This is a genomic window from Alteromonas sp. ABM1_013 (assembly GCF_056160505.1).
On record NZ_JBSWXH010000003.1, the window covers coordinates 168,806 to 184,949 of the forward strand.

At 45.4% G+C, this 16,144-nt stretch carries 15 protein-coding genes; 5 read left to right on the forward strand and 10 right to left on the reverse strand.

Features of this window, described 5'->3' with window-relative positions; translation table 11 throughout:
* Window positions 1–22 precede the first annotated feature (22 nt).
* A complete protein-coding gene (locus ACXAGK_RS09180; RefSeq protein WP_474855819.1) occupies window positions 23–2,320 on the reverse strand; it encodes a xanthine dehydrogenase family protein molybdopterin-binding subunit in 2,298 nt (765 codons plus the stop codon).
* A complete protein-coding gene (locus tag ACXAGK_RS09185; protein ID WP_474855821.1) occupies window positions 2,317–2,808 on the reverse strand; it encodes a (2Fe-2S)-binding protein in 492 nt (163 codons plus the stop codon). Before ACXAGK_RS09185 ends, ACXAGK_RS09180 begins: the two co-directional genes overlap by 4 nt.
* A 285-nt stretch (window positions 2,809–3,093) precedes the next feature.
* Between ACXAGK_RS09185 and ACXAGK_RS09190 the strand changes: the two genes are divergently transcribed.
* Complete coding sequence (locus ACXAGK_RS09190; protein ID WP_474855823.1) at window positions 3,094–3,453, forward strand: winged helix-turn-helix transcriptional regulator; 360 nt, start codon at window positions 3,094–3,096, stop codon at window positions 3,451–3,453.
* An 83-nt stretch (window positions 3,454–3,536) separates the two neighbouring features.
* On the opposite strand, the gene ACXAGK_RS09195 is transcribed toward ACXAGK_RS09190, so the two are convergent.
* The gene (locus tag ACXAGK_RS09195; protein ID WP_474855825.1) at window positions 3,537–3,812 is read right to left on the reverse strand and encodes a putative quinol monooxygenase; all 276 of its coding nucleotides are present in this window, start codon (window positions 3,810–3,812) and stop codon (window positions 3,537–3,539) included.
* A 360-nt stretch (window positions 3,813–4,172) separates the two neighbouring features.
* Here ACXAGK_RS09195 and ACXAGK_RS09200 point away from each other — a divergent pair, with 360 nt between their 5' ends.
* Entirely contained in the window at window positions 4,173–5,462 is a 1,290-nt protein-coding gene (locus tag ACXAGK_RS09200; protein WP_474855827.1) for a diguanylate cyclase, read from the forward strand.
* A 28-nt stretch (window positions 5,463–5,490) separates the two neighbouring features.
* Here ACXAGK_RS09200 and ACXAGK_RS09205 read toward each other — a convergent pair whose 3' ends face one another.
* The 7 genes from ACXAGK_RS09205 to xdhA form a co-directional block, all read right to left on the reverse strand.
* Window positions 5,491–6,771 (reverse strand): urate hydroxylase PuuD, encoded by a 1,281-nt coding sequence (locus tag ACXAGK_RS09205; protein WP_474855829.1) that lies wholly within the window; start codon window positions 6,769–6,771, stop codon window positions 5,491–5,493.
* Between the two features lie 44 nt (window positions 6,772–6,815).
* Complete coding sequence (guaD, locus tag ACXAGK_RS09210) at window positions 6,816–8,111, reverse strand: guanine deaminase (RefSeq protein WP_474855831.1); 1,296 nt, start codon at window positions 8,109–8,111, stop codon at window positions 6,816–6,818.
* Between the two features lie 5 nt (window positions 8,112–8,116).
* Window positions 8,117–8,443, reverse strand: a complete 327-nt coding sequence (gene uraH, locus ACXAGK_RS09215; protein ID WP_474855833.1) for a hydroxyisourate hydrolase — start codon at window positions 8,441–8,443, stop codon at window positions 8,117–8,119.
* A 79-nt stretch (window positions 8,444–8,522) separates the two neighbouring features.
* Entirely contained in the window at window positions 8,523–9,026 is a 504-nt protein-coding gene (uraD, locus tag ACXAGK_RS09220; RefSeq protein ID WP_474855834.1) for a 2-oxo-4-hydroxy-4-carboxy-5-ureidoimidazoline decarboxylase, read from the reverse strand.
* A gap of 30 nt (window positions 9,027–9,056) precedes the next feature.
* The gene (gene xdhC, locus ACXAGK_RS09225) at window positions 9,057–9,956 is read right to left on the reverse strand and encodes a xanthine dehydrogenase accessory protein XdhC (RefSeq protein ID WP_474855836.1); all 900 of its coding nucleotides are present in this window, start codon (window positions 9,954–9,956) and stop codon (window positions 9,057–9,059) included.
* The gene (gene xdhB / locus ACXAGK_RS09230) at window positions 9,953–12,331 is read right to left on the reverse strand and encodes a xanthine dehydrogenase molybdopterin binding subunit (RefSeq protein ID WP_474855838.1); all 2,379 of its coding nucleotides are present in this window, start codon (window positions 12,329–12,331) and stop codon (window positions 9,953–9,955) included. The genes xdhC and xdhB overlap by 4 nt, the downstream gene beginning before the upstream one ends.
* Window positions 12,324–13,769 carry a xanthine dehydrogenase small subunit gene (gene xdhA, locus ACXAGK_RS09235; protein WP_474855840.1) on the reverse strand — a complete coding sequence of 482 codons (1,446 nt, stop codon included), beginning with the start codon at window positions 13,767–13,769 and terminating at the stop codon, window positions 12,324–12,326. Before xdhA ends, xdhB begins: the two co-directional genes overlap by 8 nt.
* Before the next feature lie 417 nt (window positions 13,770–14,186).
* Between xdhA and ACXAGK_RS09240 the strand changes: the two genes are divergently transcribed.
* The 3 genes from ACXAGK_RS09240 (at window position 14,187) to ACXAGK_RS09250 (ending at window position 16,120) form a co-directional block, all read left to right on the forward strand.
* Entirely contained in the window at window positions 14,187–14,831 is a 645-nt protein-coding gene (locus ACXAGK_RS09240) for a TetR family transcriptional regulator C-terminal domain-containing protein (protein WP_474855842.1), read from the forward strand.
* Between the two features lies 1 nt (window position 14,832).
* Entirely contained in the window at window positions 14,833–15,762 is a 930-nt protein-coding gene (gene puuE, locus ACXAGK_RS09245; RefSeq protein WP_474855843.1) for an allantoinase PuuE, read from the forward strand.
* 100 nt (window positions 15,763–15,862) lie between these two features.
* Window positions 15,863–16,120, forward strand: a complete 258-nt coding sequence (locus ACXAGK_RS09250; RefSeq protein WP_118489607.1) for a DUF3862 domain-containing protein — start codon at window positions 15,863–15,865, stop codon at window positions 16,118–16,120.
* Window positions 16,121–16,144 lie beyond the last annotated feature (24 nt).

The following is a 16,144-nucleotide window of genomic DNA, read 5'->3' on the forward strand; positions in this document are numbered from 1 at the left end:
ATTAATACTAAATAGCTAGACCCTAAGCGTTCAGCGCCTTTTTAACGTCGCTTGATAACATGGGGAGATGTCGCAACCTTACGCCCACTGCATCATAAACAGCATTACCTACAGCTGGTGCTACGCCAATAACCCCAGGCTCACCTAGTCCCACTGGGAATTCGTCACTTTCAATGAACTCGATGTCCATATCGGGTACGTCATTCATTCTAAGCGGCTGGTAAGTGGTTAGGTTTTTCTTTGCTACGTAGCCGTCTTTTATCTCATTGTGTTCAAATAGCGCAAGACTAGTTCCCCATAGTAAAGACCCTTCCATTTGCGCCATAGCGCCATCTGGATGAACGACGATTCCCGCGTCAGCCACTACCCACAATTTCTTAAGCGTGATCTTACCGCTACTTTTATCTACGTGAACATGTGCGGCAGTAGCAAGCCATGCAGGCATGGTGCGTTCTTGGCCCGCAGTAACGCTATAGCCAATGCCTTCGTTTTCACCAAGCGCAACATTAGCCGTCTTGTCTTTAAGCTTTTTCAAAGCGTGAGCTAGACGAGTTGCTCCGCCTACGCTTTCAGGCGCCTTACCCGCTTGCTTGCCTTTGCCGTCTAGCATAGACAGTCTAAAGTCTACGGGGTTTTGGTTAGCTTTATGTGCTACTTCGTCGATAAAGCTTTCAAGCCCCCACACTATCCACCCTTGACCTACAGAGCGAAGCCATCCTGGTGTAAAGGTTTCTTGCGCGACTTTGTTGTTTATCACGCGGGCGCGGTGGTGTTGCATGGTATACCAGTGGTCAGCCCCTGAAGCAGAAAATGGATCAACCTTGCCTTTACCATCAACACCGTCAGGCATAAAACCAGGTGCCATCGCCAGCGTTGGCCAGCCCGCAGCAAGTGCGTGCTCCATACCAGTGAAATTCCCAGCGTCGTCGAAATAGGCGTTGAACAACGACGTTGACGCCGAGCGAGGTTGGTCGAACATGGTATCGTCAGGGCGCATAAACAGCATCTTAACCGGCTGTCCGGCCGCTTTCGCGGTAAGCACTGCTGGAATAATCCAGTCACCAAACAAACGGCGGCCAAAGCCTCCGCCAAGGTAATATTGGTGAAGAACAACGTCAGAATCAGGAACTTCTGCGGCTTTTGCTACTGCAGGCAGCGTAAGTCCTTGCCATTGATTGCCTGTATGGACATGCCATTTTTCATCTTTAAACTCAGCAATCGCGTTTACTGGTTCAAGTTGAAAATGACTAGCTGTTGCCGTGGTATACAATGCTTCAATTGACTCAGCCGCCTGCTTTTCGGCATTCTGGATACTTCCTTCATCGACAAATAATGTGCCTTCACTTCGGTCGCGGCAGATTCGCTCGCCTTCTTTTTGAATATCAGCTTCATTAACGTTAACAGTCTTACCTGCGTTATAGCTGACTTTCACCTTATCGATAGCTTTAATTGCCGTGGGATAATCAGAGGCGAGAACCGCAACCCATCCTTCAATGGTACCCGACGGGTCGCTGAGAACTTTGTAGCCTTTATAGCCTGGCAGTGTTTTCGCTTGGCTGTCATCTACCTTGGTGACTTTACTGCCATAACGAGTAGGTGGAAGGATGGGGCGAGCGTACAGCATGTTGTCTACTTCAACATCAATACCGTAAACGGCAGTACCATCTGTTTTAGGAGGTATATCGAGTGCTTTATATTGGTTACCCAGCCCAATAAGATGTTTCTTATTTCCGGGTTTAATCGGTAAGCTCTCTAATTCGTCGGCCGAATAAACCTTATCAATATTGCCGTTCGCAACAATGTCGCCGTAGCTGATTTTCTTGTTGCCGGATACCACAAAGCCCGCGTTAGCTTCACAATCTGATACCGGTATACCTAATAATTTAGCACCAGCACTAAGTAGCACTTGGCGACCAGCAGCCCCAGCTTGCGACATAGGTTTGTAGGTTTGGAAAACAGACCATGAACCGCCCGTCACCATGTAACCCCATTTGGGGTCAGTATCAACGTGCACAATGGAAACTTTGTCCCATTCGCACTCTAATTCGTCTGCTAAAATACGCGCTAAAGCCGTGCCTACATGCTGCCCCATTTCAGCTTTAGCAATATTCACCGTCACATGACCCTGAGTGTCCATCTCAAACCAGACGTTAGGTGAAAATGTTTTGTTTTTTATGGCTTCTTTAGCTGATAACACGGATGGAATTGCCGAAGCGCCAAACGCCATAAAAAGTGATGTCTTCAAAGAACCCGCCATAAATGAGCGACGAGACAAGTTGATTGTGTCTTTTTTCTCTTTAGATAGGTCTTTAATGCTCATGCGTTTTCACCTTCTGATGAAGCTTTTGGGTCGTAATGCTGTACCGTAGAGTTTGCGGCGCGCTTGATCGCTTTTTTTATTCTTGTGTAAGCCATACAGCGGCAATAATTGCCATTCATGTGGTTCACGATGTCTTGATCGCTAGGATTCGGGTTGCTATCCAGTAGTGTCGCTGCTTGCATAATTTGACCAGACTGACAGTAACCACACTGTGGCACTTGTTCTTCAACCCAAGCCGATTGCAAAGGATGCTCACCGTTTAAACTTTCGATTGTATTGACCTTCTTTCCATTAACGAGAGAGACAGGGTAAGAGCATGAACGAATAGCATTGCCATCGATATGAACGGTGCATACGCCGCACATGGCCACACCGCATCCGAATTTAGTACCTTTTAAGCCAAATTCATCGCGAATCACCCAAACAAGGGGCGTATCTGAGGCAGCATCCGTCTGCACTGTTTTTCCATTTAACGTAAATTCAATCATGGTAATCATCACCGTGAAGTTAGAGTCTAAATGCTCTCACCAAGGTAAGACTTGGTTTGAACGGTCTGTTTTGCCTGTGTTTTTTGCCCAACATTATTGTTTACTCGTAACAGTCTATTGCTTTGGGCTTTAGTACTTTGTGAACCTTTTATTTATAAAGTAGACTAATTGGCGAGAGTTATACGACTGTCAGCCAAAATGGTTTATGTGGTATAGTTTAGTTACCTTGTTCAACTAAGCAATTAGTTTACTTTTAGTTACTAGGTGCTTTTTTAAAGGACATTAATGAAAACTGAAATAAAAACAGACGCTAAGGGCAGAAAAACCGTTTTAAATACCTGTACAGAGCCTTGCGCGATTGAGCGCGGCATGCGCTTGATTGGTGGTAAATGGACAGGCTCTATTATTTATCATTTAAAAGATGAGCCAGTTAGGTTTAACGACTTATGTAGAATGCTAGGTGGCGCCAGCCGCAAGATGGTAGATCAGCGTTTAAAAGAGCTTGAAAACAACGGTATGGTGATCCGCAACGTTATCGACTCTCGCCCAATTGCGGTTGCTTATAGTCTCACCGAGTTTGGGCGCTCAGCGCTAGATATTCTTGAACAGTTAAGAGTCTGGTCTGAAAGTCACACTAACGATTAAGCCGTAACGTGCAGATTATAAAATAGTGGAAACGGTGAGCGTTGCTGTTCACCGTTTTAAAACTATCGCTTAAGATAGTTATACTACATTGATACTAGCGGCAGTCTGAGCACCTTCTCAACAAGCTCTCCCGCTTTATCCTGAAAGCTTTTAAAATGCGCTGTCGCTTCATGAGCATCAAGTGCAGCTTGAGACTCCCATTTCTCGGTTATAACAAATATACCGTCGCCAGATGAATGTAGGTCATACATTATTGCGCCGGCCTCTTCACGGCTAGCTTTTACTAGCGGTGTTAAAGTTTCTAACAGCCTGCTTGGCTGATCAGGTTTAGAATAAATAATGACGGAGAATTCGATCATAACACTGTCCCTTCAAAAAGAGTTAAACATAAGCACCTCAAGAATTTTAGGTTAGCGTTTAAAGTCAAGTCACCGCTTTTTTAAGATAAAATGCACCTTATTGAATTTGGTGCTCTAGATAATGCTGACGCGCACGTAACTTCTTCTATCTAAGCCTTTTTCTTAGTCATATTCATTAGCTAATACAAAAAACTAATCTATACTCACTTATACTTAAGTATAAGTAATGGATTTGGTTGTAACGTCCTGATTTTCAGAGGCGCGAAATTAAAGAAAAATAAACACGCTATAAACTAACCTAGTGAATTAAACATTATTTTTAAGGCGACGGAATGCACCTATTTAGCGGGGCGATGCCCTATGTTTGAAAAAACCTTTCACTTGTGCCCGGTAGGGCTTGCTCATGTTAGTGTAGATGGGAGCTTCATTCGTGTGAATAAATGCCTATGTGACTTTTTAGGCTACACAAACGAACAACTTACCAAACTAACGTTTCAGGAATTAACAGCACCCGAGTATCTCGCTGAAGATCTGGATCATTTAGAAAGCCTTTTAAAAGGCGAGGTTGATAATTACACGCTTGAAAAGCGCTACCTAAGGCGCGACGGAGAGCAGGTATGGGCCCAACTGACGGTTTCCCTCGTCAGAGACCAGCAAGGTAACCCAGACTACTTTATTTCTGTGGTCGAGGATATCGACGAGAAAAAGCGTATTCAGTCTGAGCTTTTCCAGATCGACGCTTTGTTCAGTAAGATCGTAAGCGCATTTTCGGACAGAACTTTCATTTGGGTTGCAACACCAGATTTTAAAAAACTGCACTACGTTAATGATGGATATGCAAATATTCTCGGTCGCAACGAATACGAACTCTACTGTAATCCTATGAGCTTTATCGACCATGTCCATGAAGATGATAAGGCCCGGGTGTTAAAACAGTTTAGTCAGCGTCCTTTACAAAATTGGGATATTCAATATCGTATTTATGATACGAAAGGTGAGGTGAAATACCTTCATGACCGAGGCAGTTTAATCTATGACGATAGAGAGATGCAGTCGCTTATTTTAGGCACCGCAGACGATGTAACAAAAGAGAAAACACAGCAGCAGGCTTTGATGAGTGCTGTGACTAAATTAGAACATCTTTCTAAAACCGATTCGCTCACCGGGCTTGCCAATAGAAGAGAGATCTTCAGTCAGTTAAACGATGAGATTGCTCGCATGGGAAGAGGTCAAAAAGCGTCTACCCTTGTTTATGTCGACCTCAATAAATTTAAAGAAATAAACGACAAATATGGGCATAAAATAGGCGACAAAGCCTTAGTTGAGTTCTCTAATAAAATGGGGGCACTTTTGCGCGATAGCGACAGGTTTGGTCGTATCGGCGGTGATGAGTTTGTAGTTTTACTCTACGGTACTAATGAGGACGAAACAGCTGTATTTTTTGACAGAATAAAAAATAGCAAATTTGAAATTGATATCGATGGTAAAGATGTCGTTCCTATCAGCTTTAGCGTAGGCTGGGTGCAGTGGAACGAAGGTATCGACTCTGTACAAGAGTGGCTAGACCGAGCTGATGAGGTAATGTACGAAAAAAAGCAACGTGGGCAAGTTATAGCAGCGACAAGTCGCGAGTGGAATAAAGCGATGTAGCGCAAACTGCTACATCGCTCATCGTATTTTATTGCTGTCGCTGTGCAAACCAGCGAGCTATAACTTGCCTTTCTTCTTCGGTCATTTTTGTCTTGTTCAAAAATGGCATGTCTTTAGTCACAGTGGTTCTTCGTACCACTTGTGGCGCGAACCTCTCAATATCTTCCCATGAATCTAAGACTACGCCTAAAGGTGCCACTTTGAATATCTCGTCGGTTGGTGTGCGCGAGTGGCAGCTTACACAATGAGTTGTGATTAAACTTGCCACACGTTCGTCACTAACTACCGATGAAGTTTCGTTTGCTATCCCGCTTGCCGGCGCGCTTAATTCAGATTGGTTCGCCAACTGCGAGTTCATAGTTGAAGAAGATAGTGCGTCATCATGACTTGACGGTTGAATTGAAGATGCTTGTGGCCAAGATACCCATAGCGCGATTGCAAGCATGGCCACAGCGCCAGAGACTAAAATACTTGGTTTAGTGGTACCCACGTGACGCAGGTTAAAGAAATGACGTATCCACGCGGCAGCGGCCATAATGGCAATAAGTACCAGCCAATTTTGCGGATGCTGATAGGTCATAGGGTAGTGATTTGAAATCATAATAAACAGCAAGGGCAGCGTGAAGTAGTTATTGTGCACCGAGCGAAGTTTTGCGCTGGCGCCCCACGCGGGGTCTATATCTTTCTTGTCAGCTACCGCAGCAACCATTTTGCGCTGGTTAGGCATAATATTGAAAAATACGTTACCTGCCATAATAGTGCCAATAAGGGCTCCTACGTGAATATAGGCGCCACGACCGCTAAACCACTGGGTAGATAAATAGCTAACAACACACACTAAAGCAACTAACCCAATACCAAAGGCGAGAGGGTATTTAGCCAACGGGCTACGACATGCAAATTCGTATATGGCTAGTCCACCGAAGATTAACCCCAAACCTAACGATATTGCCGTAGCTGGCGACATTGCGTTGACCGAAGGGTCGATAAGGTAAGCGCTGGCGCCGAAATAATAAACAATGATCAAAAGGGCAAAGCCTGATAACCAGGTCGTGTAAGCTTCCCATTTGAACCAGTGTAATGTTTCAGGCATTTTTTCAGGACCATAGGCGTATTTTGCAACCTCATAGAAGCCCCCCCCATGAATGGCCCATAAATCGCCTTTGATACCTTTGTCTTGTTTCCACTTAGGTGGCGTTCGCAAGTTGTTGTCTAGCCATATGAAGTAAAACGACGCACCAATCCAAGCTACACCGGCCACAACGTGAAACCAACGTACAAATAAACTTATCCAATCTAGCCACGGCATTATTATTCTCCTTATTTAGAGCCGGCTGGCCCTACAGTAGCTTGTTACTCTTTATCTTCTTTGACGTAGCGGCAGTTACCGCTTATCCACGTCTGCTCAATAGCGCGGTCATCACCTAAAATGCTCAATGCGAAAAACACATCGTCGAACTGTGCATCTTCTTTTATTCGCAAACGTGTTAATTCATCGAACCTTGGCTCTACAACGATAAAGTCTGCGGTAGAACCTGGGTTTAAGTTACCAATTTCATGGTCAAGCGCATGGGCCACTGCTGCGCCTTGGGTCATAAGATAAAACCCTTCCAACGGGCTAATGGGCTCGTTGCGCAACTGACTGACCTTGTATGCATCGCCATAGGTCTTAAACATGTTAAACGTGGTTCCTGCGCCCACATCGGTAGCCATGGCAACATGTACTTTATTAGCACGCGCTGCGGTCATATCAAAAAGCCCGCTGCCTAAAAACAAGTTAGACGTAGGGCAAAACGCAACCGTAGCGCCGCTCTCGCCAAGGCGCGCCCATTCGTTAGGCGTAAGGTGAATACCGTGGCCAAACACTGCGCGCTCCCGCACCAAATTGTAGCTGTCGTAAACATCTAGATAGCCGTCAGCGTTAGGGAATAAGCTTTTTACCCAAGCAATCTCGTCTAAATTTTCAGACAGATGGGTTTGAATGAATACGTCGGGGTATTGCTGGGCAAGGTCCCCTAGTGCGGCAAGCTGGGCTTCTGTGCTGGTAGGGGCAAAACGAGGCGTAAGCGCATAGCGATTACGCCCCTTGTTGTGCCAAGTCTCAATCAACTCTGCACTATCAGCTTGCGCTGTGTCAGGGCAATCGTTCAGAGCACTTGGGCAGTTTCTGTCCATACACACTTTACCAGCCACTATCGCCATATCAATCTCGCTGGCGGCACTAAATAGTGCTTGGCTACTGCTTTTATGAACGGTTGTAAAAACAAACCCCGTTGTGGTGCCGTTTTTTAGCAGCTGGTTTAAAAATACTTTAGCGATGGTGTCGGCGTGTTCGCTATCGGCAAACTGCATTTCAGTGGGAAACGTGTAGTTTTCTAGCCAACTCAAAAGCTGCTCACCATAGTGGGCAATACTTTGGGTTTGCGGATAATGCAGGTGGCTGTCTATTAAGCCTGGTAAAATCCACTTGCCCGAAAAATCAGTGACAGTGGCGGCAGGGTAACGTTCAGCTAGGTCACTAAACGGGCCAATGTCTTTTATTTCTTTGTTATCTACCAGCAAACCACCGTCTTTAAAAACGGCAATATCATTATCAAATTGTGTGGTTTGTTTAGGAAAGTGCGCAATGCTTGCACGAAAAAGCTGCATGTTTATTAGCTGCCCCTGTAGCTGCTGAAACCGAATGGAGAAATAAGAAGTGGTACGTGATAGTGACCGCCATTCTCAACAAGTTCAAACGTAATATCAATGTGTGGATAGAAACTGCTGCCATGAGTTTGTGTTAGGTATGGCTTGCAGTGAAAGCGCAAGGTATAAACTCCTGCAGCAAAACCATCCTCAACGCCCCAATTTTTAAAGCGGCCATCACTGTCTGTTTCACCAGAAAGGGTGCTGCCGTCAGGTAATGTTAGGGTAAGTTCAATGCCTTGTGCAGGCTTACCCAAAGTGGTGTCTAGTATGTGACTTGAAAGCGTATTCATACTCTAGTCCTTAAAATTCTTTCAATTCGCATTACTTTTTATGCGGTATAGCGTTTTGGCTGACCAACAACGCCCCGCCTTAATCTAATGCTTTGTTAATACGTAAAAGTGTTATCTTAATTTGCTGTGTGGCTGCATTGGCTATTTCTTGCTGCGTGGTATTCGGCAGCCTTGCTTGCAAAGCTTCCAGCATGGTTTGCGCAGAAAGCCCGGTAGCGCAGATAATAAAAATAAACCCATGTTTGTCTAAATAGGCGTGATTAGCTTCTTTTAGTTGATGTAAAACGGCCTCAGACGCACTCGCTGTGCCTGATTGTTCACCTGCAGCAATAGCTTTAGTGTTGGCAAACTTTTTACGTAAAGAGTCTACGTCACCAATCATAGGGTGCGCCGTAAAGGCTTCTAGATAGTCATCATCACTACATTTTGCCCAGGCATCTTTCGCTTGATTAACTATGGCGTCTTGATCGCTGTAAGGGCGGGCTTCTACCATTTGGTAGATCCATGCTTTTGCCGCGCAGCATTGCTCAAACCAAAAAAATGCTTCGTCAGCGCTTAGTGTATTTAGTTCAGTCAGTGTCACTGCTGGTATCCTTTTCTTTTAACTGCACTTTTACTGAGCATTTGCGGGGATCTTCGCGTGCTCGCCCGTATATTTGTCAGTATATGACTCAGTGTTTTTCTCTAAAGTCGCTGCTGCGTCAGTTGCATGAAGACGCTCAATGATTTGCGCTGATATAGAAACAGCAACTTCAATAGGCCGCTTTCCAGGAATATCTCGATTGCCAATAGGCGTGAACAGCCTTGCTAGCGCACTGTCGTCAAAACCGCGCTGGGTAAGCTTAGTAATAAAACGCTTTGCTTTAGTGTCTGAACCTATTAAGCCAACAAAAGGCAGGGAAGGCTGCTTTAATGCCTGCTCGGTAATACGGTAGTCCAATTGATGATCGTGGGTGAGAATAATCAACCAGCTATTTTCAGTAAGATGCCTTACCTCGCTCTCGGGCGCTTCTTCCACTACTTTTTGAACGTTGGCTGGTAGCGATGATGGGAAAAAATCTTCTCGATTATCTATCCACGAAATTCGCACTGGCAATTGAGCCAAAATTGGAACCAGCGCTTTTGCAACATGGCCAGCGCCAAAAATGGCGATATGCTGCTGATGAACATTGCATACGTCAAACAGGACCTTTACCGCGCCGCCGCAGCACTGTCCTAAAGAACTGCTCAATGGGTAGCTGTGTAGCTCAGTGCATGTTTTGCCTTTAGCAAGAAATTCACGGGCGCGGGCAATAGCATCAAATTCAAGGTGTCCGCCACCAATAGTATCAATACTATGTGAAGCGGTGACCACCATTTTACTGCCCGGCTCACGGGGTGTGGAGCCCGCAGTACCCACAACGGTAACTAAAACATAGCCCTCATTACGCTCTTGGCACTCGGCTATCGCCTCGTGCCAGTGCGTCGCGCGAAATGAATGCGTTGCACTAAATGAATGGGGGGCGCGAGTCATACAGCAGTACCCCGTGCATCGGCTTGTTGTTCTGCCTGTTGGATTGCGGCGACAGCATTTAACACGCGTTCGGGTGTGGCTGGCGTATCTAGCTGCGGGTCAACGGTATAGCCAGATAGACTAGATATCGCGTCTTTTAGGGCACACCACACTGAAATTGCTAGCATAAACGGTGGCTCACCCACAGCTTTTGAGTGGTAAATGCTGTCTTCAGCGTTTTCTTTACCAAAAAGCTTCACATTAAATTCCTTGGGCGTGTCACCTATTGCAGGAATTTTATAGGTTGCCATGTTTTCACTTATCAGCTTGCCTGCCTCATTCCATTTTAGGTCTTCCGTGGTAAGCCAGCCCATACCTTGAATAAAGGCGCCTTCAATTTGGCCAATATCAATTGCTGGGTTAAGGCTGTTGCCCACATCGTGAATAACGTTAACTTTATCTACCGTGTATTCGCCGGTCAGTGTATCTACAGACACCTCACTCATCGAAACGCCGTAAGCAAAATAGAAAAACGGGCGGCCTTCGCCTGTGTCACGGTTGTACTGCAATTTAGGGGTTTTATAAAAACCGCTTGAAGACAGCGACACGCGATCAAAATAGGCTTGTTGAACCAGCTCTGTAAAAGCAATGCCGTTTTCGTCTAGAACAACATGTTGATTGATAAACTTCACATCACCAGCGCGGCCTTCTAGACCTAAGCTTTTGGCGTAGCATTCAGCCAAGCGAGTTTTTAATGTAATACACGCATTTTGTACGGCTTTTCCGTTCATGTCAGTACCACTTGATGCCGCTGTTGGCGAAGTGTTCGGTACTTTATCCGTGCGCGTAGCGGTAACTTCAATCATATCTAAATCTAGACCAAACTCATTGGCAGCGATCTGGCCTATTTTAGTGTGCAGGCCTTGGCCCATCTCTGTGCCACCGTGGTTTACCTGAATACTGCCATCGGTATAAATGTGGACTAAAGCGCCAGCTTGATTTAAGTGCTTTGCGGTAAATGAAATACCAAACTTAACCGGCGTTAGCGCTAGGCCCTTCTTGATAACTGGGCTTTCGCGATTAAACGCTGCAATCGCATCTCGGCGCTGCCAATACTGTGCGCTTTCTTCTAACTCGGCAATCATATCGGGTAAAAGGTTGTGCTCTACTTTCATGCCATAGGGAGTAAAACACCCGGTTGTCGGGCCGTATAAGTTACGTTTCCTGACCGATAACGGGTCGCTACCGATAGCTCGTGCAATTTTATCAATCATGGCTTCAGCCATGATCATGCCTTGCGGGCCTCCAAACCCTCGATAAGCGGTGTGCGATACCATATTGGTTTGCAATCTGTGACCAACAATATCACTATCGCCTAGGAAGTAGCCGTTATCAGCGTGGAACATGGCCCTATCTACGATAGCGTCTGACAAGTCAGGGGAGTGCCCACAAATGCCATTAATGGTCATGCGAGTAGCTTCAATTTTACCTGTTTCGTCAAATGCCACATCAAATTCATTCTCAAACGGGTGGCGTTTACCCGTAACGTGCATATCGGTGAAGCGCGGCAAACGAAGTTTAACTGCGCACTGATTGCGCGAGGCCAGTAAAGCAGCGATACAGGCCCACTGCGCTGCTTGGGTTTCTTTACCGCCAAAGCCGCCGCCCATACGCCTCATGTCTACCATAACGCGGTGTAATTTAACGTCTAGCACTTCTGCAACTAGCTTCTGCACCTCACTGGGATGCTGACTAGAGGTGTAGATTTTCATGCGATCTTCTTCATCGGGGATCGCAAGGCTCACTTGACCTTCTAAGTACATGTGTTCCTGACCGCCAATGCTTAGCGAACCGTGTGCTTGGTATTTAGCTTTTTCAATAGTGCTGTCTACGCGGGCCGCATTTTGGCCAAATCGATGTAAAGGGCGAACAAATGTTTGCTGCTGGTGGGCGGCTTCAGCACCAAGTACAGGTGTAACTTCGTCTACTTCTATTTTGCCTTTTAGTGCAGCTTGTCGGGCAAGATTTACTGAAGTGGCAAGTACTGCAAACACCGGTTGACCGAAGAACTTGATTTCGCCGTTCGCAAGCAGTGGGTCGCCTTCAAACACAGGGCCAATGTCTTTATGGCCAGGTACGTCATCAATGGTGATGACATCAATAACGCCTTCGCTTTGGCGCACGGCGTCAAGGTCTACCGAGTTGATAGTACCTTTGGCGCACTGGCTTACACCGACTGCCGCATAAAGCGTACCCTGAGGTTCAACTACGTCATCAACGTAGTTAGCGCTACCTTGTACCTGACGAGCCGCGCTTTCGTGCTTTTTAGAAACATGAACAACACCTTGTTTGCCAATTGTTTCTAAAGGATTTGGGGCATCAATTAACTTACGCATGCTGCACCACCCGAGTTTCAATATGGTTAACTGTTTGGTTTTCTAACCAGAAGCGGTGCCACAAGTTAGCTAACACGGTTTTGCGGTATTGTGCTGTTGCGCGCACATCATCAATAGGCGCAAACGCATCAAATAAGATTTGCTTGCCTAAGGTTAAGCATTCTTTGCTAGCGAACTGTTTACCTTTCAGTGCATTTTCCAATGCTTCACAGGTTGACGGCACAGCAGCGACACCACCAAAGCCACTGGTAATTGCCTCGACCTTGCCTTCTTCTAAAGTAACGTTAAATACCGCACATACTGCCGATATATCATCTTCAAAACGTTTTGATATTTTATAGGCGGCCAGCGTTTGATTAGACTGTTTAAGCGGTATTTCTATTGCGCTTATCCATTCATCGTTAGCTAGCGTTGTTTCCCTATAACCCGTGAAAAAAGTGTTAATTGGAATTGTGCGAATACGCTCTCCATTATCTAAATGAAGTATAGCGTTAAGCGCAAGTAGTAAGGGAGGCATATCACCAATAGGTGATGCGTTGGCCACATTTCCACCAATTGTTGCTTGGTTGCGAATAGGCAAAGACGCAAAGCGCGTTACCAGTTCAGCTACTTGTGGGAATGCGCTTAATAGAAGAGGTGCCGCATCATTGAGTGGGACTGCTGCACCAATAACAAGAGAATGCTTGTTTTTGGTGCATTGCTTTAGTGCATCGATATGTGTGACGCTGATAAGCGTTTCTACATTTTTTAACTGTTGAGTGAACTGCAAACTTAAATCAGTGCTGCCCGCCACTAGCTGTGCGTTAGGATTCGCCTTAATGAGGGCTTTCAATTCTTCGCGCGAGGTCGGCGTATGTATATTGCCTGTACCAGAAGGCTTTTCACCTGACAAAGTGTGTAATGTCGCAAGGGTCTGTTCTTGGCGCTTGGAAAACTGATCATCTGGTGCTTGCTCACATACCGCAAGCGTGGCATCGATAATAGGGCGGTATCCAGTACAGCGGCACAGGTTGCCAGATAAAGCATTCAACACATGGTCGCGATTAGGTTTTGAATTGCTATGGTACAAAGCGAACATCGACATGATAAACCCCGGTGTACAAAAGCCGCACTGTGAACCATGGTGGTCGACTAGCGCCTGTTGCACGGGGTGTAACTGTTTACCATCGCTTAAATGTTCAACGAACAATAGCTGCTTACCGTGAACTGCGCTCATTAGCGTAATACAGCTATTCACTGTTCGATAGTTTAGTTTTGTAGCGTTATCAGATGATGCTGGTTCTACAAGTACTACCGTGCATGCGCCACAGTCGCCTGCTGCACAGCCTTCTTTAGTGCCTGTTTTCTTACGATGTTCCCGTATAAACTGTAGAAGGGTGAGGTCGGCTCGCGCTTCATTTAACTCAACAACATCGTTATTTATTAGAAAGCGAATCATACTCACACCTTCTTGTTATATTCATTCTTGTATTCATTAATATAGCTGTATTTTTCTAAGAAAAGTAGACCATTTGGTCAATTTATTGCTTATAAAAAATGGCCGCGTTATAAAAGGCCATGATTTTGTGCAGATTTATTGGAAAGTTATGTAACGCCTTTCCATGTTTTCTTTAACAAGCAATGCATCAGTTAGTAAAAAGAATAAGGCAAGATTCGTGCTAGGTTTTAAGTTGAATGTAGAATAAATGCTTTCTGGATGGATCATTTCATTAGTGAGGGCCGCAGGTGATGGGTAACTCTGAACTTTAAGAGCATAGCAACACCTTGGTAATAAATGCTAACCTATCGGAAAGGCATGCAGCATTTATCCTGCCTGTGCGCTTGCAAAGTAGATTGCAAAGGAATTTAGATAATAATGATGAAGGTAAAAAGTGCTGACGCAGGTGTTGGCGCTATGAATAGAAGAAAAATACTCCAAGCCGCAGAAAAATGTTTTGCGCAGTTTGGTTTTAAAGGTACGGCGGTACAGAAGATTGCTGACGAAGCAGGGCTTCCAAAAACCAACGTTCTGTATTACTTCAAAACGAAACAAGAACTCTACGTAGCGGTATTAGAAGAAACGCTTTCATTATGGAATTCGCGTTTTGACAAAGCAACTGTAGAAGATGATCCCGCCGAAGTGCTTGCCAATTACATAGCAGAAAAAATGGAAGTGTCACGCACTCACCCGATGGCTTCAAAGATTTTCGCCATGGAAATTATCAACGGGGCGCAGAACTTAAGCGGATACTTCGATGAAGAGCATGCTTTATGGATGAAAGGTCGCCTTACGGTTATTGAAGCGTGGGTAAATGCGGGTAAGCTGCCTCCTGTTGAGGGCGAATACTTGCTCTATACCATTTGGGCCAGCACCCAACACTATGCTGATTTCTCAGCGCAAATTACCCGACTACGGGGTAAGAAAATGACAAAAGCAGATTTTGAAGACGCCACAAAACAAGTGGTTAAGCTTGTGCTAGGCGGCTGTGGTCTTGCGGTACCCGAAAATTTCGAGGTGTAGTATGACAGAATCTGTTTATCCTCGTGATCTTATTGGCTACGGTGAACATGTCCCCCATGCTAATTGGCCGAATAACGCCAAAATAGCCATTCAGTTCGTCCTGAACTACGAAGAGGGTGGCGAGAACTGCGTGCTTCATGGTGATGAAGCATCCGAAATATTCTTATCTGAAATTATCGGCGCGCAGGCATATAAAGATCGCCACCTGAGTATGGAGTCGATTTACGAATACGGCAGTCGGGCAGGGTTTTGGCGTTTACATCGCTTACTCAATAAGTACGACATCCCTGTGACTGTATTTGGCGTTACCATGGCCATGCAGCGCCATCCTGACGCTGTTAAAGCTATGATGGAGTCAGGTTGGGAAATAGCCAGTCACGCCATGCGCTGGGTACACTATCAGGATATGAGTGAAGATGATGAGCGCAGACAAATCGACGAAGCGATTATTCTTCATGAGCAGTTAACGGGTAAGAAACCCGTAGGGTGGTACACGGGAAGAACAAGTCCTAATACACTTAAATTAATAGCAGAGCGTGACGATATTTTATATTGCGCTGATTCTTACGCTGACGATTTGCCATATTACGACTGCCATTACAGCAAGCCGCTACTTATGGTGCCTTACACGTTAGACACAAACGATATGCGCTTTGCCACACCTCAAGGTTTTAACAGTGGCGAACAGTTCTTTACCTATTTAAAAGACGCATTCGACGTACTGTATGAGGAAGGGGAAGCGGCGCCTAAGATGCTTTCTATTGGCCTTCACAATCGTATTATAGGAAGGCCAGCTAGGCTTGCTGCGCTGAAGCGTTTTATCGAGTACGTGAGATCACACGACAAAGTGTGGTTAGCCACGCGAGAGCAGATTGCTCGCCACTGGTTAGCCACTCATCCTAAAGATGGTAGTGACAAGGCGCGTACGTAGCATTTACAGTACGCCTACCATATTAAAAGTACAGTAAAGTGAAGAAACGAAAGTGAAACAAATGGGGCACTACCGCCTTCACTTAATAAAGGATAACACCATGAAATCAAAATTAGCCATTATTGCTCTAGGGGCGCTAGCGCTGACCGCATGTTCAAAACTAACCAAAGAAAACTATGACAAATTAGAAATGGGCATGTCTCAGGACGAAGTTGAAGCTATTCTAGGTTCAGCCGACAACTGTGGTAAAACAATGGGCACTATGGCGTGTACATGGGGCGCGGAAGACAGTAAACATGTGAAAATCGTATTTATGGGTGATAAAGCAGTTACCTTCACATACGATGGATTAAAGTAAACCAATAGCGCGTTTATAAAAAAG

Bases quoted from the DNA above. Each gene is read 5' to 3' on its own strand.
- ACXAGK_RS09180 (WP_474855819.1), bottom strand. From the start codon at position 2,320: ATGAGCATTAAAGACCTATCTAAAGAGAAAAAAGACACAATCAACTTG.
- ACXAGK_RS09185 (WP_474855821.1), bottom strand. From the start codon at position 2,808: ATGATTGAATTTACGTTAAATGGAAAAACAGTGCAGACGGATGCTGCC.
- ACXAGK_RS09190 (WP_474855823.1), top strand. From the start codon at position 3,094: ATGAAAACTGAAATAAAAACAGACGCTAAGGGCAGAAAAACCGTTTTA.
- ACXAGK_RS09195 (WP_474855825.1), bottom strand. From the start codon at position 3,812: ATGATCGAATTCTCCGTCATTATTTATTCTAAACCTGATCAGCCAAGC.
- ACXAGK_RS09200 (WP_474855827.1), top strand. From the start codon at position 4,173: ATGTTTGAAAAAACCTTTCACTTGTGCCCGGTAGGGCTTGCTCATGTT.
- ACXAGK_RS09205 (WP_474855829.1), bottom strand. From the start codon at position 6,771: ATGCCGTGGCTAGATTGGATAAGTTTATTTGTACGTTGGTTTCACGTT.
- guaD (WP_474855831.1), bottom strand. From the start codon at position 8,111: ATGCAGCTTTTTCGTGCAAGCATTGCGCACTTTCCTAAACAAACCACA.
- uraH (WP_474855833.1), bottom strand. From the start codon at position 8,443: ATGAATACGCTTTCAAGTCACATACTAGACACCACTTTGGGTAAGCCT.
- xdhC (WP_474855836.1), bottom strand. From the start codon at position 9,956: ATGACTCGCGCCCCCCATTCATTTAGTGCAACGCATTCATTTCGCGCG.
- xdhB (WP_474855838.1), bottom strand. From the start codon at position 12,331: ATGCGTAAGTTAATTGATGCCCCAAATCCTTTAGAAACAATTGGCAAA.
- xdhA (WP_474855840.1), bottom strand. From the start codon at position 13,769: ATGATTCGCTTTCTAATAAATAACGATGTTGTTGAGTTAAATGAAGCG.
- ACXAGK_RS09240 (WP_474855842.1), top strand. From the start codon at position 14,187: ATGATGAAGGTAAAAAGTGCTGACGCAGGTGTTGGCGCTATGAATAGA.
- puuE (WP_474855843.1), top strand. From the start codon at position 14,833: ATGACAGAATCTGTTTATCCTCGTGATCTTATTGGCTACGGTGAACAT.
- ACXAGK_RS09250 (WP_118489607.1), top strand. From the start codon at position 15,863: ATGAAATCAAAATTAGCCATTATTGCTCTAGGGGCGCTAGCGCTGACC.